At 65.4% G+C, this 19,473-nt stretch carries 17 protein-coding genes and 1 tRNA gene; 12 read left to right on the forward strand and 6 right to left on the reverse strand.

Annotated features, from left to right (window positions below):
* The first annotated feature begins 235 nt into the window (after positions 1-235).
* From leuC to QEP15_RS08645, 11 genes are all read left to right on the forward strand, one after another.
* Positions 236-1,639, forward strand: a complete 1,404-nt coding sequence (gene leuC, locus QEP15_RS08595) for a 3-isopropylmalate dehydratase large subunit (protein ID WP_056315809.1) — start codon at positions 236-238, stop codon at positions 1,637-1,639.
* 23 nt (positions 1,640-1,662) lie between these two features.
* Positions 1,663-2,313: a 3-isopropylmalate dehydratase small subunit gene (leuD, locus tag QEP15_RS08600; protein ID WP_056315812.1), complete on the forward strand. Its 651-nt coding sequence runs from the start codon at positions 1,663-1,665 to the stop codon at positions 2,311-2,313.
* A 30-nt stretch (positions 2,314-2,343) separates the two neighbouring features.
* On the forward strand, positions 2,344-3,420 hold the full coding sequence (gene leuB, locus QEP15_RS08605; RefSeq protein ID WP_056315814.1) for a 3-isopropylmalate dehydrogenase: 1,077 nt from the start codon (positions 2,344-2,346) through the stop codon (positions 3,418-3,420).
* A 248-nt stretch (positions 3,421-3,668) separates the two neighbouring features.
* Positions 3,669-4,799 carry an aspartate-semialdehyde dehydrogenase gene (gene asd, locus QEP15_RS08610; protein WP_056315817.1) on the forward strand — a complete coding sequence of 377 codons (1,131 nt, stop codon included), beginning with the start codon at positions 3,669-3,671 and terminating at the stop codon, positions 4,797-4,799.
* A gap of 327 nt (positions 4,800-5,126) precedes the next feature.
* On the forward strand, positions 5,127-7,154 hold the full coding sequence (locus QEP15_RS08615; protein WP_280148659.1) for a type IV pilus assembly protein FimV: 2,028 nt from the start codon (positions 5,127-5,129) through the stop codon (positions 7,152-7,154).
* 3 nt (positions 7,155-7,157) lie between these two features.
* Positions 7,158-7,967 carry a tRNA pseudouridine(38-40) synthase TruA gene (gene truA, locus QEP15_RS08620; RefSeq protein WP_152383950.1) on the forward strand — a complete coding sequence of 270 codons (810 nt, stop codon included), beginning with the start codon at positions 7,158-7,160 and terminating at the stop codon, positions 7,965-7,967.
* 52 nt (positions 7,968-8,019) lie between these two features.
* Entirely contained in the window at positions 8,020-9,117 is a 1,098-nt protein-coding gene (locus tag QEP15_RS08625) for a TRAP transporter substrate-binding protein (protein ID WP_280148660.1), read from the forward strand.
* Between the two features lie 68 nt (positions 9,118-9,185).
* Positions 9,186-9,851, forward strand: coding sequence for a phosphoribosylanthranilate isomerase (locus QEP15_RS08630; RefSeq protein WP_280148661.1), 666 nt, complete (start codon positions 9,186-9,188; stop codon positions 9,849-9,851).
* Between the two features lie 198 nt (positions 9,852-10,049).
* Positions 10,050-10,126 (forward strand) — tRNA-Val (locus QEP15_RS08635).
* A 214-nt stretch (positions 10,127-10,340) separates the two neighbouring features.
* Entirely contained in the window at positions 10,341-11,042 is a 702-nt protein-coding gene (locus QEP15_RS08640; RefSeq protein WP_280148662.1) for a tetratricopeptide repeat protein, read from the forward strand.
* 64 nt (positions 11,043-11,106) lie between these two features.
* Complete coding sequence (locus QEP15_RS08645) at positions 11,107-11,502, forward strand: YbaN family protein (RefSeq protein WP_196589544.1); 396 nt, start codon at positions 11,107-11,109, stop codon at positions 11,500-11,502.
* 30 nt (positions 11,503-11,532) lie between these two features.
* Here the strand turns inward: QEP15_RS08645 and QEP15_RS08650 are convergent, their stop codons facing one another.
* The 4 genes from QEP15_RS08650 to QEP15_RS08665 all read right to left on the reverse strand — a co-directional run bounded on the left by QEP15_RS08650 (position 11,533) and on the right by QEP15_RS08665 (position 16,332).
* Positions 11,533-13,314, reverse strand: coding sequence for an IlvD/Edd family dehydratase (locus QEP15_RS08650; RefSeq protein WP_280148663.1), 1,782 nt, complete (start codon positions 13,312-13,314; stop codon positions 11,533-11,535).
* Between the two features lie 64 nt (positions 13,315-13,378).
* Positions 13,379-14,395 (reverse strand): TRAP transporter substrate-binding protein, encoded by a 1,017-nt coding sequence (locus QEP15_RS08655; protein WP_175156678.1) that lies wholly within the window; start codon positions 14,393-14,395, stop codon positions 13,379-13,381.
* A 31-nt stretch (positions 14,396-14,426) separates the two neighbouring features.
* Positions 14,427-15,707, reverse strand: coding sequence for a TRAP transporter large permease (locus QEP15_RS08660; protein WP_152383953.1), 1,281 nt, complete (start codon positions 15,705-15,707; stop codon positions 14,427-14,429).
* A gap of 67 nt (positions 15,708-15,774) precedes the next feature.
* Positions 15,775-16,332, reverse strand: a complete 558-nt coding sequence (locus tag QEP15_RS08665; protein WP_056315847.1) for a TRAP transporter small permease — start codon at positions 16,330-16,332, stop codon at positions 15,775-15,777.
* Between the two features lie 130 nt (positions 16,333-16,462).
* On the opposite strand from QEP15_RS08665, the gene gntR reads away from it, so the two are divergent.
* Positions 16,463-17,488: an HTH-type transcriptional regulator GntR gene (gene gntR / locus QEP15_RS08670; protein ID WP_175156680.1), complete on the forward strand. Its 1,026-nt coding sequence runs from the start codon at positions 16,463-16,465 to the stop codon at positions 17,486-17,488.
* 30 nt (positions 17,489-17,518) lie between these two features.
* Here gntR and QEP15_RS08675 read toward each other — a convergent pair whose 3' ends face one another.
* Complete coding sequence (locus tag QEP15_RS08675) at positions 17,519-18,433, reverse strand: DMT family transporter (RefSeq protein WP_152383955.1); 915 nt, start codon at positions 18,431-18,433, stop codon at positions 17,519-17,521.
* Positions 18,396-19,460, reverse strand: coding sequence for a histone deacetylase family protein (locus tag QEP15_RS08680; protein ID WP_280148664.1), 1,065 nt, complete (start codon positions 19,458-19,460; stop codon positions 18,396-18,398). Before QEP15_RS08680 ends, QEP15_RS08675 begins: the two co-directional genes overlap by 38 nt.
* Positions 19,461-19,473 lie beyond the last annotated feature (13 nt).

Below are 19,473 nucleotides of genomic sequence, written 5' to 3' on the forward strand. Positions count from 1 at the left end.
GATAGTGATTTTTCCCGGGCATTAATTGGCTATGCAACAAGTCAACACAACTGCGGGATGGGCCCCCGGCGAGTCGGTCAGCATGGTAGTGGTAGTACTGGTATATCAGGTGTGCTTGTACTAGGTTTGGTGGCTGGGCATAATTCCCTTCATGCCGCAGCAGCCGGCGCGGCAGGGTAGCGTTTTACCCCTCGCGCCAGGCTCGAGCCGGATTGTCTATTTGCAGAGCGCATCCATGGCCCAAACTCTTTACGACAAACTCTGGGACGCCCACATCGTCCACCAGGAATCAGACGGCACCTGTCTGCTCTATATCGACCGCCACCTGCTGCACGAGGTCACCAGCCCGCAGGCGTTCGAGGGGCTGACGCTGGCGGGCCGCAAGCCGTGGCGCACCGGCGCCAACCTGGCGGTGGCCGATCACAACGTGCCCACGATGAATCGCGCGCAGGGCATCGACGATCCCATCTCGCGCCTGCAGGTGGACACGCTGGATGCCAACTGCGGCAAGTACGGCATCACCGAATTCCGCATGAACGATCTGCGCCAGGGCATCGTCCACGTGATCGGACCGGAGCAGGGCGCCACCCTGCCGGGCATGACCGTGGTCTGTGGCGACTCGCACACCAGCACGCACGGCGCGCTGGGCGCGCTGGCCTTCGGCATCGGCACGTCCGAAGTCGAGCACGTGCTGGCCACGCAGACGCTGCTCATGAAGAAAGCCAAGAGCATGCTCATCAAGGTCGATGGCGAACTGCCCTTCGGCTGTACGGCCAAGGACGTGGTGCTGCACATCATCGGCATCATCGGCACGGCCGGCGGCACGGGTCACGCCATTGAATTTGCCGGCAGCACGATTCGCTCGCTGTCCGTCGAAGGCCGCATGACCGTCTGCAACATGGCGATCGAAGCGGGCGCCCGGTCCGGCATGGTTGCGGTCGACGACAAGACCATCGAATACTTCCGTGGCCGTCCCTTTGCACCCACCGGCGTCGTCTGGGACCAGGCCGTCAAGTACTGGCGCACCCTGCACACCGATGAAGGCGCCAAGTTCGACACCGTGGTCGAAGTCAATGCGCGCGACATCAAGCCGCAAGTCACCTGGGGCACGTCGCCCGAAATGGTGTTGCCGGTGGATTCGCGCGTGCCGGACCCCGACCGCGAAAAAGACGACGTGCGCCGCAGCGGCATGGAGCGCGCGCTGGAATACATGGGCCTGAAGCCCAACACCCCGCTGACCGATATCCGCGTGGATCGCGTGTTCATCGGTTCGTGCACGAACTCGCGCATCGAAGACCTGCGCGCCGCAGCTGTGGTGGCGCGCGGCAAGCGCGTGGCTTCCAATGTGCGCCAGGCGATGGTCGTGCCGGGCTCCGGCCTGGTCAAGCAGCAGGCCGAACGTGAAGGCCTGGACAAGATCTTCATTGAAGCCGGCTTTGAATGGCGCGAACCGGGCTGTTCCATGTGCCTGGCCATGAACGCCGACCGCCTCGAACCCGGCGAACGTTGCGCCTCGACCTCGAACCGCAATTTCGAGGGCCGGCAAGGGCAGGGCGGCCGCACGCACCTGGTCAGCCCGGCCATGGCCGCCGCCGCGGCCGTCGCCGGCCATTTCGTCGACGTTCGCACGTTCCGATAAGCGTCAAGCACCGAGTAGACAACATGCAAGCATTTACCACTCATGAAGGCCTGGTGGCGCCGCTCGACCGCGAAAACGTCGACACGGACCTCATCATCCCCAAGCAGTTCCTCAAGTCCATCCAGCGCACGGGCTTCGGGCCCAACCTGTTCGACGAGCTCCGTTACCTGGACCACGGCGAACCGGGCATGGACAACAGCAAGCGCCCGCTCAATCCGGACTTCGTGCTGAACCAGCCGCGCTACCAGGGCGCCTCGGTCCTGCTGGCCCGCAAGAACTTCGGCTGCGGCTCCAGCCGCGAGCACGCGCCCTGGGCGCTGACGCAGTTCGGTTTCCGCGCCATCATCGCGCCGTCCTACGCCGACATCTTCTTCAACAACAGCTTCAAGAACGGCCTCTTGCCGATCGTGCTGTCCGAACTGGAAGTGGCGCGCCTTTTCGACGAAGTCAAGGCGTTCCCGGGCTACAAGCTGAACATCGATCTGGACCGCCAGGTCGTGATCGCCGCGGACGGCCGCGCGATGGGCTTTGACATCGAACCCTTCCGCAAATACTGCCTGCTGAACGGCCTGGACGACATCGGTCTGACGCTGCGCCACGCCGACAAGATCCGCGCCTTCGAAGCCGAGCGCCTGGCCCGCCATCCGTGGCTCGAAAGCCGCCCCATCGCCTGATCAAACCATCGAACACAGGATCGTTATTCAATGACCCACAACATCGCAGTCCTGCCGGGTGACGGCATCGGCCCGGAAATCGTCGAACAGGCCGTGCGCGTCCTGAAGGCGCTGGATGTGCCCTTCGACATCAAACAGGCGCCGGTCGGCGGCGCAGCCTTCGATCAGTTCGAACATCCGCTGCCGCCCGCCACGCTGAACCTGGCCAAGGAATCGCATGCCGTGCTGTTCGGCGCGGTCGGCGACTGGAAGTACGACAGCCTGCCGCGCGAGTTCCGTCCGGAACAGGCGATCCTGGGCCTGCGCAAGGCGCTGGGCCTGTTCGCCAACTTGCGTCCGGCCATCCTGTACCCCGAACTGGCCAGCGCCTCGTCGCTCAAGCCGGAGATCGTGTCGGGCCTGGACATCCTGATCATCCGCGAACTGACCGGCGACATCTATTTCGGCACGCCGCGCGGCGTGCGCTCGTCGCCGGACGGCGCCTTCACCGGCGAACGCGAAGGCTACGACACGATGCGCTACGCGGAATCCGAAGTGCGCCGCATCGCGCGCATCGGCTTCGAATCGGCGCAAAAGCGCAACAAGAAGCTGTGCAGCGTGGATAAGGCCAACGTGCTCGAGACCTCGCAGTTCTGGCGCGACATCGTCATCGAAGTGGCGCGCGAGTACCCGGACGTCGAGCTGTCGCACATGTATGTCGACAATGCGGCCATGCAACTGGTGCGCAACCCGCGCCAGTTCGACGTCATCGTCACCGGCAACCTGTTTGGCGACATCCTGTCCGACGAAGCGGCAATGCTGACCGGCTCCATCGGCATGCTGCCCTCGGCGTCCCTGAACGCCAGCGGCCAAGGCCTGTACGAGCCCAGCCACGGTTCGGCGCCCGACATCGCGGGGCAGGGCATTGCCAATCCGCTGGCGACGATCCTGTCGGCCGCCATGCTGCTGCGTTACTCGCTGAACCTCGCGCCGCAGGCGGACCGCATCGAGGCGGCCGTGCGCAGCGTGCTGGCCAGCGGCCTGCGCACCGCGGACATCTTCGAGCCGGGCACGACGAAGGTCACGACCGCCGGCATGGGCGACGCGGTCTTGAAGGCGCTTGCCTGATGACGCAAGGGGCCGCGTCCTGATCGCGGTCTCTTAATATATATAGCGAGGCCGCCCCGCGGGCGGCCTCGCTTGTTTTGCCACTGCAAGACGCCGTGTTGGCGGCGCGCGCCGAAAGTCTCTCCTTGCGCTTGCGGCCCCGTTTTTTTCTAGCTGCATCGCAACATCCCTGCGTGCATTCTGATAAATTGTTGAATTGCACGATTTTTCCCTCCTTACCTTGTCACCCCCTTTAAAGAGCGATTGAAATGAATCAAGCAGTAGGCCTTGTCGGCTGGCGCGGTATGGTCGGCTCGGTGCTCATGCAACGCATGCGCGACGAGAACGACTTCGCACTGATCGAACCGGTGTTTTTCTCCACCAGCAACGCTGGCGGCGCCGCCCCCACTTGGGCGACTGGCGCGGGCCCGCTGCAAGACGCCTACAACATCGACGCTCTGAAAAAACTGCCGATCATCGTGACGGCGCAAGGCGGCGACTACACCTCCGAGGTCTATCCCAAGCTGCGCGGCGCGGGCTGGAACGGCATCTGGATCGACGCGGCCAGCACCCTGCGCATGGCCGACGACGCCATCATCGTGCTGGACCCGGTCAACCGCCCGGTGATCGACGCGGCCCTGAAGCGCGGCGTGCGCAACTTCATCGGCGGCAACTGCACGGTCAGCTGCATGCTGATGGGCCTGGCGGGTCTGTTCAACAACGACCTGGTCGAATGGATGACCTCCATGACGTACCAGGCCGCGTCGGGCGGCGGCGCGCAGCACATGCGTGAACTGCTGACCCAGTTCGGCGAGATCAACCAGTCGGTCAAGTCCCTGCTGGACGACCCGGCCTCGGCCATCCTGGAAATCGACCGCGGCGTGCTGGCCAAGCAGAAGGACGACGCGCTGCCCCACGAACACTTTGGCGTGCCGCTGGGCGGCAACCTGATTCCCTGGATCGACAAGGACCTGGGCAACGGGATGTCCAAGGAAGAGTGGAAGGGCGAAGTCGAAACCAACAAGATCCTGGGCCGCGGCGCCGCCTTCGGCACGCCCGTCACCCCGATCGACGGTCTGTGTGTGCGTATCGGCGCCATGCGCTGCCACAGCCAGGCACTGACCATCAAGCTCAAGCGTGATGTGCCGCTGGACGAGATCGAAGCGCTCATCGCTCAGGGCACGCAGTGGGCCAAGGTCGTTCCCAACACCAAGGAAGCCACCGTTTCGGCGCTGACCCCCGTGGCCGTCACCGGCACGCTGGACATCCCGGTGGGCCGCCTGCGCAAGCTCTCGATGGGCTCGCAATATCTGGGCGCCTTCACGGTTGGCGACCAACTGCTGTGGGGCGCGGCCGAGCCGCTGCGCCGCATGCTGCGCATCGCGCTGAACGAAGCCTGATGTCGTGCCGGGCGGCTTTTCTGGCCGCCCGCCACGCGCAAGAGGCAGTCAGGGCACCTTCGGGTGCCCTTGTTTTTTGGCGCGCGGCTGGGTTGTCCAGCCCGCGAAGATGCACCATCGTGGCGCAGCCCGGTCGAGCCCGGCGGGCGACTCGTACGCCAACAAGCGCCGCCCGTGCCCGCCAGCCAACGTGCGCGCCCCTTTCAGGTTTGTGAAATGCGCTTGATCCATTACACTTTTCGGGTGAATTGAGGCCCTTTTTTGCGCGGCAAATGGCGCGAATGGGTCCAGGCCCGTAATTCGATTACAAGAACGGAATTCCAGCTTATGACCCAGCGTTCGCGCCAAGTGAAGCATGCCCGCCGTTTGAAAGCCCTTCAGTGGGCCATTGCGCTGGCGATCGGTTCAAGCGTGTGCGGTTCGGCGCTGGCCATGCGCGTCGGGCATTCGCGCGTCGTTTCCGTGCCGGGCGCGCCGTTGCAAGCCACCGTGGGTCTGCAGGAATTGACGCCCGAAGAGATCAGTTCGCTCAAGGTTTCCATCGCCGATGAAGCCGCGTGGCAGCGCGCGGGCGTCAAGCCGCCGGTGCCGCTTGCCAGCATGGTGGTCCGCGTCGAGGACGGAATGGATCCGACGCGCAAGAACTTGCGGGTGCGGTCCACGCAGGCGCCTGCGGGCGGCGCGGTGGATCTGCTGCTGGACATCAACTCCAGTTCGGGCCAGCGCCAGGTGCAGGTCAGCATCCTGGTGCCGCTGCGCGGCACGGGCGCCGACGTCACACCCGCCGCCGTGGGCGGGGCTGCCCGCGCGGGCGGCACCTCGGGCTCGGTCACGGTGAAGTCGGGCGACTATCTTTTTGCCATCGCCCAGCGCAACGCGGTGCCCAACGCCTCGGTCTACCAGATGCTGGTGGCGCTGTGGCGCGCCAATCCGCAGGCCTTCATTCAGAACAACATGAATCTGGTGCGGGCTGGCCAGACACTCAAGATCCCTGATGCCGCCACGGTGCGCGCCATCGATCCGGCCGAAGCCCGCCGCATCTTCAATGAGCACGCCGAGGCCTACGCCAAATACCGCGGCCGCGTGGGCGCGGCGGCGGGATCGAACCCATCGGTGGTCAAGGGTCAGGACGCAGCATCGGGCACGGTCGCCCCGCCGGCCGACACGGGTGTGTCAACCGCCACGCCGACACAGGACCGCGTGCGCCTGTCGACCGGTCAGGCCCAGGACAGCGCAGCCGCGCAGGCCGAAGCCCAGGCAGACGCCAAGACGTCTGCCGACCGGGCCTTGGCCGACGCGCAAGGGCGAGTCGCCCAGCTGCAAAGCAATGTCGACGAACTGACCAAGGCCGTCGCGCAGCAATCGGGCGCGGCCGGCACGGGCACGGCTGGTGCGGCGGGCGCAGCTGGCGCTTCCGGTGCAGCAGGCGCTTCCGGTGCGGCAGGCGCTTCCGGTGCAGCAGGCACTGCCGGTGCAGCAGGCGCTCCCGGTGCAGCGGGCGCTTCCGGTGCAACAGGCACTGCCGGTGCGGCAGGCACTGCCGGTGCGGCAGGCACTCCCGGTGCGGCAGGCACTCCCGGTGCGGCAGGCACTCCCGGTGCTGCTGGCGCTCCCGGTGCTGCTGGCGCTCCCGGTGCAGCAGGCGCTCCCGGCGCGGCAGGCACTCCTGGTGCAGCAGGCGCTCCCGGTGCAGCAGGCGCTCCCGGTGCGGCAGGCACTCCCGGTGCGGCAGGCACTTCCGGTGCGGCAGGCACTTCCGGTGCGGCAGGCACTTCCGGTGCGGCAGGCACTGCCGGTGCGGCAGGCACTGCCGGTGCGGCAGGCACGCCCGGTGCAGCAGGCACTCCCGGTGCAGCAGGCACTCCCGGTGCAGCAGGCACTCCGGGTGTAGCAGGCACTCCCGGCGCAGCGGGTTCTCCCGGTGCAATGGGCACGCCCGGCACCGCAAGCACTCCGGGCGCGGCAACTACACCGGGGGCCGCAACGACCACGTCGAACGCCACGGGCGCGTCGACCACCACCACCACCCCAGGCGCCGCAGGCTCGGCGCCCGTCGATGCCGACAAACCCATCGGCACGCTGCCGGACAAGACCGTGCAAACGGGCATGCCTGGCTGGCTGGCCGACAATCTTCTCGTGATCGTTACCGCGGTGCTGGCGCTCGTCGCCTTCGCCATCGCGTGGCTGTTGCGCCGGGCCGGGGCGCGGCGTGACGACGATGACGAAGAAAGCTACACGTACAACGAGCCGGCGCTGGATACGGCAGCGCTGAACCGCAAGCTCGACACCATCAATCTCGACCTGGACGTACCGCCCACGGACGAACCGCGCCGTATCGGCGGTCCTCGGGTTTGAAGCATGTCTAGAGTTGCATTGGGGCTGGCGTATGACGGCTCCGCCTGGCAGGGTTGGCAGACACAGCCGCACCGGCAGACGGTGCAGGACTGCCTGGAGTCCGCCCTGGCCAGTTTTTGTGGCGTCACCGAGCCGGTGCCCACGATCTGCGCCGGCCGCACCGACACGGGCGTGCACGGCGCGATGCAGGTGGTCCATCTGGACACGACGCTCACCCGCAAGACGGAGTCCTGGGTCCGAGGCGTGAACGCGTTTCTGCCGCCGAGCATCTCGGTGCAGTGGGCCGAAGAAGTGTCCGAAGAATTCCATGCGCGCTTTTCGGCGCGCGCCCGCACGTACGTTTACCTGCTCTGGCGGGGCCGGGTGCGTCCGGCGCTGTGGGCGGGGCGCGCCGGCTGGTGCTTCCAGCCGTTGGATGTGCAGGCCATGCGCGCGGCCGCAAAGGCGCTTGTCGGCGAACATGATTTTTCCAGCTTCCGTTCCTCGCAATGCCAGGCCAAGCATCCAGTGCGGCACATGCACAGCCTGGAGATCGAGGAGCGGGGACCGTTTCTCGTCTTTACCTTGAAGGCAAACGCCTTTCTGCATCACATGGTGCGCAACATCATGGGCGCGTTGCTGCAAGTGGGGCAGGGCAGGGAAACGGTTGACTGGATGACGCAGCTCTTGGCGTGGCGCGACCGCAAGCGCGGCGCGCCCACGTTTGCGCCTGACGGCCTGTACCTGGCCGCGATCGACTATCCCGAATCCTTCGGACTGCGCGAACTCGACGGCGGATCGTCGCTGCTGTCGCCCTTTACTCAATCCTTTTAGGGAAGCCGCCGCGCAGGCGGCGGGATCCCGCGCCTTTCTGGAGGCATGCGCCATGCAACGCCGCGCGTTTCTGAAGCAAACTGCCTTGGGCGCCGCCGCGGGCAGCGCCGTGCTGGCGGCCCCCGCGATTGCGCAGGAAGCTCCCAACCTCACCTGGCGGCTGGCTTCGGATTTTCCGGCCGACGCGGCTACGCTGTTCGCGGGCGCGACCGACGTCGCGCGTTGCGTGGCCGAGGTCACGGCGGGGCGCTTCACCATCGAGATATCCGCCGCCGGCGAGCTGTTCCAGTCGGGTCAGGCGCTGGAGGCCGTGCAGCACCGCATCGTCGAATGCGGCCACGCGGCATCGGCCCGCTACTTCGGCACCGATCCCGCGATTTGCTTTGACGGCGGCGTGCCATTCGGCCTGAATACCCGCCAGATGAACGCGTGGATGCGGCAGGGCGAGGGGCTGGCGCTGACCCGCGAAGCCTTTGGCAAGTACGGCATCCTGAACTTTCCGTGCGGCTATACCGGCGCGCAGATGGGCGGATGGTTTCGGGGCGAGATCAAGACGCTCGATGACCTGCGCGGACTCAAGGTGGCGGCTGACGGCTTTACGGGGCATATCCTGTCGCGTCTGGGCGCCTCGGCGCTGGAAATCCCCGCTGGCGAACTGCATGCCGCGCTGGCAGAAGGCCTTGCGGACGGGGCCGTCACGATCGGACCGTTGGAGGACGAACGCCTGGCGCTGTTTGACGTTGCGCGGAACTATTACTTTCCGGGCTGGTGGGCCGGTACGCAACAGTTGTCGCTGTACGTGAACCAGGACGCCTTTGCTGAACTGCCCAAGTCATACCAGACCGCGTTGTCGCTGGCTTGCGCGGCGGCAAGCGAAAACATGATCGCAACCTTTGATGCCAACAATCCGCAAGCGCTGCGCCGGCTGATGTCGCAAGGCGCGCAACTGAAGGCGTATTCCAGGCCGCTGCTGCAAGCCGCTCACGAAGCCACGGTGGCGGCCTGCAATGAATTGAGCGCCAAGGACGCGATGTTCAAGAAGCTCTACGACAGCATGCTGGCATTGCGCGGCAACCAGATCCCCTGGTTCCGCATGGCCGAGGGCAGCTTCGACAACATGATGGCCACGCTGGGTTCGACTGGCGCGTGAGACCGGTTTTTCGGTCCGGATATACTGATCCAGCCAGTCGCCGCGGGGCGACACTTCCAGAAAATGTCATGCGTACACGCATAAAGATCTGCGGGCTGACCCGCGAACAAGACGTCGAAGCCGCCGTTGCCGTCGGCGCCGACGCGATCGGATTTGTCTTTTATCCCGAGAGCAAGCGTTGCCTCACGCCCACGCGCGCCGCGCAGCTGCGCCGGATGGTGCCGGCGTTTGTCGACGTCGTCGCGCTCTTCGTGAACGCGCAGGAAGAAGAGATCCGCACCGTGCTGGGTGAAGTGGGGCCCGAGCTGCTGCAGTTTCATGGCGACGAAACGCCGCTGGAGTGTGCGCGCTACGGGCATCGCCATCTGCGGGCCTTCCGGGCCGGTGCGCCGGGCCTGGAGACGGCGGAGAGCCTTGCGGCCACGTGCCGCGCCTATGGAGAGGCGGCGGGCTGGTTGTTCGACAGCTATAGCGCCGGATACGGCGGCAGCGGGCATGGATTTGACTACGCGTTGCTCGATGAGGTGAGGGCCGACCCGGTGTCCCGCCCCTTGATCCTGTCCGGCGGTCTGAACGCCGAAAACGTGGGTGCCGCCATCGAATTGGTGCGGCCTTGGGCGATCGATGTGAGTAGTGGCGTCGAAGTCGAGCAAGGAATAAAAAGTTCTGATAGAATCTCGTTCTTCGTTGCTGCGGCACATGACGCAGACACGAAATTGAAGGACAAGAAGTAGTGCTGTAGGGCGTGTGAAAAGACCTTGGTTAATGCCAACGCATTAATGCAAGATCAAATTAAACGCATTGCGCGAAGGTGAGTTTGGCAAAGCCGACAGGCAAATGCTGAGACCTCCTAAACGCAATAAAAACTGCAAAAAATCTTCTAAGACGATTTGCACAGTTTAAAAAAGCATTATATAATTCTTCTTCTTTGCAGGCGGTTAGCTCAGCTGGTTAGAGCGCCACGTTGACATCGTGGAGGTCGTTGGTTCGATTCCAATACCGCCTACCAAATTCCTGCAAAGGTGTGTTCGATAGAGCTAGTCGAACGCAGACCTGAAAAAGCCGCGACAGTCTTACGACTTCGCGGCTTTTTGCTTTTCCTCGCGTCATTGCTGCGCTTGTATTTGCTGCATTAATCACCGTGTGGCGCGATTCCGGCGTTTGATACCCGCGCCGCTATATTCCATCTTCTTCCATTCAAAAGCCCGCCCATGCACTTCACCATGAAGGCATTCATTCTGGCGCAATTGTTGTGGTTGCCCGGCTGCGTGACCAATGCGCCCGCGCAAGCCGATGCGCGCAACGTCGAGGCGCCAATGTATGCCGGGGTTGATCGCCGCGCGGCCGCTGCCTTGCGCGCGGGCGATGAACAACAGGCCGCCGAAGCCTTGAAGGTGTTTGGATCGCCTGCCGCGGCAGCGCAGGCGCGGGTCGAACTGGGCTACCGGCTTTTTCGCGAAGACCGGCCGGGCCAGGCCATGCGGCAATTCAATCAGGCGTGGCTGCTCAATCCCGACAACCCCGAGGTATACGCGGGTTTCGCGGTGGTGCTGGAAAGTCAGCGCAAGATCTGCCAGGCGATGAGCATGATGGACCGCGCGATCAGCATGAATCCCCCGGCGTTTCGCGGCATTCATGCGGATGCCGGCCGGATCGCGGCGCGTTGCGCCGCCGAGGACAAGACGCTGCCCCCCGAAGCGCGTATCGCGGCGACGACCAGGTCCGACGAGTGGTACCGCAAGGGCGAGGCCGTGGAGCCCGACAAGGGCTATCTGTATGCCTCGTGGGCCACGGCCTATTACTGGCGTGGCCAGTACGCGGAAGCCTGGGCCATGGTCCACAAGTCACGCGCCGCGGGCGGCAGTCCGGATGCGAAATTCGTCAGGATGCTGCGCGCAAGGATGCCGGAGCCCCCAACGTCGTGAATCAAGCGGCGCACGATGCCTGGCGGACTGCCGGCTGCCCATTTGCGATATCCTGCTCACCATCATGATGAGAGCACTTTGGTTATGCCTGGGCTGCTTGATGCTGGCGCTGGGCGTCATCGGCGCCTTCTTGCCGGTGATGCCGACGACGATCTTCCTGATCCTGGCGGTGGCCTGCTTCTCCCGCTCGTCGCCCCGGCTTGAAAAATGGCTGCTGGATAGCCCGACCTATGGTCCGTCGCTGCGCGCGTGGCGCGACGAGGGCGCGGTGTCGCGCAAAGGCAAGACGTATGCCAGCCTGGGCATGGCGGCTGGTTACGGGATCTTTTACTGGAGCGCCCATCCCTCGCTGCCCCTGGCCATCGGCGTAGGCATCTTCTTTCTGGCCAGCGCGGCGTATGTCCTCAGCCGGCCCAGCCCCCGCGCGGGTGGCCCGGCCAGCAAGCCGCCGCGCGAATAAGCCGCGCGCCAAGCCGCACTCCTCCCGGCCTCAGTGCGAATGCCGCGGATCCCCCCGCGTCTCCACCACTTTCAAATACAGCGTCGCCGCCTCCAGGCATCCGCCCGTGGAAAGCTGCCCCACGGTCTGCCGATACAGTTCCTGCCACGGCGTCTGCGATGGCGGCGCTTCATACGGCGGTTCCTGGCGGCGCCGTTCCAGTTCCGCCTCGTCCACCTGCAACATGACCGACCGCTGGTTCAGGTCCACGCGGATCCGGTCGCCTGTGCGCAGCAGCGCCAGTCCGCCGCCCACCGCGGCTTCGGGCGACATGTTCAGGATGGACGGGCTGGCCGAGGTGCCGCTCTGGCGGCCGTCGCCCAGACAGGGCAGGGACTCGATGCCGCGCTTGATAAGGTGCGACGGCGGGGCCATGTTCACCACTTCCGCACTGCCGGGGTAGCCCACGGTGCCGGCGCCCCGGATCACCAGAATGCAGTGTTCGTCGATGTTGAGCGCCGGGTCTTCGATGCGGGCGTGATAGTCCTCAGGGCCCTCGAACACGATCGCGCGCGCCTCGAAGGCGTTTTCCGACCCCGGTTCGGACAGGTACGCCCGGCGAAAGGCTTCGCCCACGACCGACATCTTGATGATGGCGCTGTCAAAGAAGTTGCCCGACAGCACGATGAAGCCGGCGCGGTGCTTGAGCGGCGCGTCGCAGGTCCGGATGACGTCGGTATTGTGGGTCTTGGACGCCGTCGCAATATCGCCGATGGTCTTGCCGGATACGGTTCGGCATTCCGGATGCAGGCGGCCGGCGGCCAGCAGCTCGTGCAGGACGGCGGGTACGCCTCCCGCGCGGTGAAAGCCTTCGCCCAGATGCTCGCCCGCCGGCACGCAGTTGACCAGCAGCGGCACGTCTTCGCCCAGCCGTTGCCAGTCGTCCAGGCTGAGGTCGACGCCCATGTGGCGCGCGATCGCGATCAGATGCGGCGGGCAATTGCTGGACGCGCCCAGCGCCGAGGCCACGACGATGGCGTTCTCGAACGCCTTGCGGGTCAGGATTTGAGATGGCCGCAGGTCTTCGCGCACCATGTCGCAGATGCGCATGCCGGTGGCATAGGCCATCTGCCCGCGCTCGCGATAGGGTGCCGGAATGCTGGCGCAGGTTGGCAGCGACATGCCCAGCGCTTCGGCCAGCGAGTTCATCGACAGCGCGGTGCCCATGGTGTTGCAGTGGCCGATGGACGGCGACGATGCCGTGGCAAGCGTCATGAAACCTTCGTAATCCAGCTTGCCGGCCGCCATCAGGTTGCGTGCGTGCCAGATGACGGTGCCCGAGCCCACGCGCTGGCCTTCATGCCAGCCGTCCAGCATGGGACCGCCGGACAGCACGATGGCGGGAATGTCCACGGTCGCCGCCGCCATCAGGCACGCGGGCGTGGTCTTGTCGCAACCCGTGGTCAGCACCACGCCATCCAGCGGATAGCCGTGCAGGATCTCCACCAGGCCCAGATATGCCAGGTTTCGGTCCAGCGCCGCCGTGGGCCGCCGTCCCTGTTCAGCCAGCGGGTGCACCGGGAATTCCATGGGAATGCCGCCGGCGTCGCGGATGCCCGCCTTGATGCGTTCGGCCAGCGCCAGATGGTGGCGATTGCAGGGCGCCAGGTCGCTGCCTGTCTGCGCGATACCGATGATCGGCCGCCCGGACTGCAGTTCCTGGCGCGTCAGGCCATAGTTGAGATAGCGCTCGACGTAGATCGCCGTCATGTCGGCGTGCGAGGGATCGTCGAACCATTTCTGGCTGCGCAGTCGGCGGGGAGTCTGGGACATGGCTGTCTCGCTTTGCTTCGGTTGCATTCAGGCCCGGACCCCCACGGGATCCGGGCCGGCACGGTTAGTTCCGCGCCTTCTGGATTTCGTCGTTCAACTGCTTGATCAGTTCCGGCCCGAGTTCCTGGGTGTACTTGTCGACCACGGGCTGCACCTTCTGGCGCATGCGGGCCACTTCCTCCGGCGAGACGGTGTTGATCTTCATGCCGTTCTTCTCAAGCGTGCCCATCGCCTTGGTGGAATCGGCGCGGCTATCCTGCCGCTCGAAGTCGCGCGATGACGCGGCTGCCTGGCGGATCAGCTTCTGTTCGTCGGGCGAGAGCGTGTCCCACCACTTCTTGGAGGCCATCACCACCCACGGCGTGTAGACGTGGCGCGTGATGGTCAGGAAGGGCTGCACCTCGTAGAACTTGCTGCTCTGGATCGTGGTGATGGGGTTCTCCTGGCCGTCCACGGTGCGGGTTTCCAGCGCGGTGAACAATTCCGAGAACGGCATCGGCACGGCATTGGCGCCCAGCGTATTGAAGACGCCCAGCGCAATCTGGTTCTGCATGACGCGCAGCTTGATGCCCTGCAGGTCCTCGGCGCGCGTGATCGGACGCTTGGAGTTCGTCATGTTGCGAAAGCCGTTTTCCCAGTAGACCAGGCCGACCAGTCCCTTGGCTTCCAGTTTCTTGAGCAGATCCTGTCCGAGCTGGCCGTCCAGCACCGCGTCGGCTTCCTTTTCGCTGTTGAAGAGGAAGGGCAGGTCGAACACGCCGAACTCCTTGACCATGCCGGCCAGCGGCGCGGTCGACCCCACCATCATTTCCTGCGCGCCGCCCACCAGCGCACTCTGCATCTGCTCGTCCGAACCCAGGTTGGCCGAGCCAAACGTCCTCATCTTGAGCTTGCCGCCACTGACCTTTTCCAGTTCCTGCGCCAGATGGCGGGCCGCGCGGCCCTGCACGCTTTCCTCGTTCAGCCCGTAGCCAAAGCGGATGAGGCGCGGCTTGACGTCCGCCGCCGCGGCCACCCCGGCCACGGTGCAGGACAGTACCGCCGCCAGGACAAGAACGCGGGTCTTCAATTGCTTGATCATGGTGTTTCTCCTCGGGGGTTTGTAATTGCCGCTAGTGCATCCAGCGTGCGGGTACGGTGATCAGTTCGGGGAAGATCACCAAAAGAACCAGCAGCAGCGTGTAGGCCACGACATAGCGCCACACCCCTCTGCAGATGGTTTCCATGTTGATGCGGGCGACGCCGCACACGACGTTGAGCACCGTGCCGACCGGTGGCGTCAACAAGCCCACGCTGCCGACCATGACGAACATGACGCCGAAGTAGACGGGGTCGATGCCGGCCTTGGTGACGACGGGCATCAGCACGGGGCCGAGAATCAGGATGGTCGGCGTCAGGTCCATCACCGTGCCCACGAGCGTCAGCAGGATCAGCAGCGCGAACATCAGCAGCTTGGGCTGGTCCATGACCGGTTCCAGGAGAGCGATGAGATCCTGCGGCAGGTCCGCCAGCGTGATCATGTAGGACGACACCATGGCGGCTGCCACCAGGAACATGACCACAGCCGTGGTGCGGGCGGCGTTGATGAAAAGCGGACCCAGGTCGCGCCAGCCGATCTCGCGGTACACGAAGATGCTGACCAGCAGCGCATACACGGCGGCGACGACCGCGGCTTCGGTGGGCGTAAAGATGCCGCCGCGCAGCCCGCCGATGATGATGACGGGAAGGAACAGCGCCCACAGCGATCCGCGCAGCGCTTTCAGACGGTTGGACCACGGCTCGCGCGGCGAGGGCGTGATGCTGCCGTGCTTGCGCGCCACCCACGTCCACACCGCCACCAGCGTCAACCCCATCATGAGGCCCGGCGCGATGCCGGCGAAGAACAGCTTGGTGATCGACACATTGGTGGCGACGCCGAAGATGATGAACGAGATCGATGGCGGAATGATGGGCGCGATGATGCCGCCCGAGGCGATCAGGCCCGAGGCCTGCCCCGCGTCATAGCCCTTTTCGCGAAGCATGGGGATCAGCAGCGATCCCAGCGCCGCGGCGTCGGCCACGGCCGAGCCCGACAGCGATGCCAGTAGCACGCTGGCGAAGATGGCCACGTAACCCAGGCCGCCCTGGATGTGACCCACAAACGTGTTGGCCAGGTGAACGATGCGGCGCGAGATGCCGCCGGCATTCATCAATTCGCCGGCCAGCATGAAGAGCGGCACGGCCATCAGCGTAAAGCTGTTGGCACCGGACAGCATGTTCTGGGCAAGAAGCTGGGTGTCGTAGAAATCCAGCTGGAACATCATGACGATCGCGCTGATGATAAGCGCGAAGGCGATCGGCATGCCCAGGGCAATCAGCCCCAGCAGCACGACTAGGAAGACGGTCAGGATCATTGCGGGTATCCGGGCGGATTAATGTGGGGCGGGTGCGGGGCGCGTGTTGGTGCGGGTGAGGGCCGGGTCAGACCAGCGGGTCTTCCGGACTGGATTCCGCCGGCAGCGGACCGCCCGCAATCACGCGGACCAGGTCGACGACGGTCAGGATGCCCATTGCCACCGCGGCATACAGCCCTGCGGCGTTGAACACGGCCTGGGGCATGCCGGTGACAGGCAATACGGTGTCGAGGCCGATGACCGTCTGGACCCAGCTGCCTTCGGCCATCAGCCACAGCACCCACAGGATCATCAACTGGCAGGCAATATGCGACACCCGGCGCGCGCCCGGGCCAAAGCGTTCCACCAGCATGGTCACGCCGATGTGCTGGTGCTCGCGCAGCGCAATCACCGACCCCAGGAAAATCATCCAGACGAACGCCAGGCGCGAGACCTCGTCCGAGACGTTGATGCCGGAGTTAAAGAGATACCGCAGCGCCACGTTGCCGAACAGCAGCACGACCATGATGACCAGACAGGCGACCATCAGCCAGGTCTGTAGCGCAAAACACCAATCCGCGGCGCGGGCCAGCGGCGAGCGGCCCGGACGCGATGGCCCCGGCCGCCCCAATGGGGAAGCTTGCATGTTTGTCTCCTCTCCGTTTGCCGGAATTTTTTTAGTCGTTTGATGCGGATCATGTTAGCGCTAACATTTTTGCTTTGGCAAGCCCCTTTTTTTCGGTCAGACTACGCGCTTGCATTCACCGCGAGGGTCCATGTCCATCCGCAAACCTCGAAGCTCGCGCGCCGGCCGCGTCACCATGCAGGACGTCGCGCGGCGCGTGGGCGTCAGCGCGATCACGGTATCGCGGGCGTTGCGCACGCCCGATAAGGTGGGCCAGGATCTGCGCCAGCAAATCGCGCGGGTGTGCCAGGAACTGGGCTACGTGCCCAACCACGCCGCCAGCGCGCTGGCGTCGGCGCGGTCGCAGACCATCGTGGTGCTCATTCCGTCGCTCAGCAACGTGGTGTTCGTGGACATCATCACGGGCATCAAGGAAGTGCTGGATCAGCACGGCTACCACATGCTGATCGGCGTGACGGGCTATTCGCCGGACGAAGAAGAAGCGCTGCTGCGCAAGTATCTGCAGCATTCGCCCGACGGCGTGGTCCTGACCGGCATCGACCACAATCCGGGCGTCTGGGAACTGCTTCGCGCGCAGGCGATTCCCACGGTGCACACGATCGAAACGCTGGAAGGCAGCGAGGACATGAGCGTCGGGTTCTCGCAGTTCGACTCGGGCTACGCAGCAGGCCGCCATCTGGTCGAACGCGGCTACCGCCGCATCGGCATCATCGGCGCGCAGCTGGATCCCCGGTCGCTGCGCCGCTGCGAAGGATGCCGGCAGGCCTTGCGCGACGCGGGGCTGTACGACGCCGCCCTGGAAATCATGACACCGGAAAAATCGTCGATCAGCCTGGGGGCGTCGTTGATCCAGGATCTTCACGCGCGTCATCCCGACTGCGACGCCGTGTTCTTCTGCAACGACGACCTGGCGCAAGGCGCGGTGTTCCAGTGCGGCCGGGATGGCGTGCGTGTGCCCGAGCAGATGGCCATCGTCGGCTTTCATGACTTTCCGGGCACGGCCTGGACCACGCCGCCGTTGTCCACCATTGCCACGCCCCGCTACCAGATCGGTTTGTCAGCCGCGCAACTGCTCATGCAGCACCTGGCGGGCGAACCCGTGCCCGAGCGGCATGTGGATTTGGGTTTCGAACTGGTGCAGCGCGAAACCAGTTGAGGACGCCGCCGCAAGAGGCGCCGCGCCTGTTCAAGCGGCCGGCGTCGATGGCGTTCTGACAGGTCGCAGCGCCAGAAAGACCCCGGCCGCGATGATCAGCCCCATGCCCGCCAGCGCCAGCGCGTCTGGCGGGCGCTGGAACCAGAACGTGCTGAAGCCCAGCGCCAGCAGCAGCTGGAAGTAGTTCAGGGGCGCCAGCGTTGCCGCGGGAACCCGCTGGAAGGCCGCGATCAGCAGGATCTGCGCCAGGCCGCTGCAGGCGCCCAGGGCAAGGATGATGACGGTATCGGCCGTTCCGGGCCAGGGGTCGGGCAGGAAGAACGGCGCGGGCAGCGCGGTCACGATCAGGCAGATGAATGCCGTGTACGCATACTGCACCGGCCCCGGCACCTTGTTCGACAGCTTGCGGGTCAGCACCTGGAAGATCGCGTAGCTGACGGCCGACACCGCCATCAGCATCGTGCCCAGCAGGGGCAGGTCGCCGCCGGGCCGCACGATCAGCAGCATGCCGGCAAAGCCCGCGGCAACGGCGCCCCATTGCGCCGCCCGGACGCGTTCGCCCAGCAGCCACGGCGACAGCGCCACCATGATGAGCGGGGCGGTGAAGTAGATGGCGGTGGCCTCGGACAGCGGCATCCAGATGAGCGCGGTCATGAAGCACGTGGCCACCGTGGCCAGCATGACACCGCGTAGCACCAGCAGGGGCTTTTCCGGCGCGTCGCGCAGCCGCAGGCCGCGGCCGTGGCGCCACAGCATGCCCATCGCCAGCGTCACCACCGCCAGGTAGCGCATCACGTTCAGAAAGGGCGCCGGATAGCGTTCCAGAAGCTGCTTGGCGCCCGCATCGAAGGTGGCGAACGCTACCAGCGCCGCGAAGAACAGCAGGACGCCAGTCTGGCGCGCGCCTTCATTTGCCGCCACGGCCAAAGCCTTCAAGAAACGCATCCAGCGCGGGCCCGATCGCCTCGACCATGTAGCCGCCTTCCTGCACCACGACGGTGGGCACGCGCAAACCGGCGACGCGCGCGCCGATGTGGCGGTACGCGTCGATGTCCAGCCTGAGCACGCTGATCGGATCGTCCTTATAGGTATCGAATCCCAGCGGCAGGACCAGCGCCTGCGGCGCATAGCCCGCCAGGGCATCCAGCGCGGTGTCCAGCGCCTGCAGGAATTCCGCGTTGCCGCAGCCGTGCGCCAGCGGCAGGTTCAGGTTGTAGCCTTCGCCCGCGCCGTGCCCGCGCTCGTGCGCGTAGCCGGTATAGAAGGGGTAATACCCGGCCGGATCGGCGTGCAGCGAGACGGTCATCACGTCCGCCCGGTGATAGAAGATGTTCTGCGTGCCGTCGCCATGATGCGCATCCACATCCAGCACCGCCACTTTTGACCACGTCTGCAACAGGCGGCTTGCCGCGGCGGCGCTGTTGTTCAGGTAGCAGAAGCCGCCGGCGCGGTCGCGATGGGCATGGTGGCCGGAAGGCCGCGAGAGCGCGTAGGCCACGCCACTGGCGCTCGCCACATGGTCCGCCGCCGCCAGCGCGCTATGCGTGGACCGCAGCGCCGAGCGCCAGGTCTGCGGCCCGATGGGGCAGGCGAGGTCGCTCAGGTAATACCCGGTTTGCGCCACGATGGACGGGGACGGGCAGGGGCCCCGTCCGGCGGCATCGATGCGGCCGTTGTAGTAGGGCGAAAGATTGGGCAGCACTTCCGGACCGGGATCGACGCCCGGCGCCTTCAGGGCCTGCCAGCGCGCAAAGGCGGTTTCCAGGTAGTCCAGATAATCCGTGCTGTGCACGTGTTCAAGCGGCTTGCGGCCATAGTCGGATGGCGCTTCGACGTTCACGCCGCGGGCGGCCAGCGCCTGCTGCAGGCTCTCCGCGCGCGACGGCAGGTCGGTGGGGGCGCTGATGCGGCCCAGCCGCATGAATTGCCGGGGCGAATGCAGCAACTGTTCTTCGGAAAAAAACGCCTTCATGGATATCCTCGCT

Origin of the sequence: Achromobacter mucicolens (assembly GCF_029866465.1) — a bacterium.
In the GTDB taxonomy this organism is placed as follows: domain Bacteria; phylum Pseudomonadota; class Gammaproteobacteria; order Burkholderiales; family Burkholderiaceae_B; genus Achromobacter; species Achromobacter mucicolens.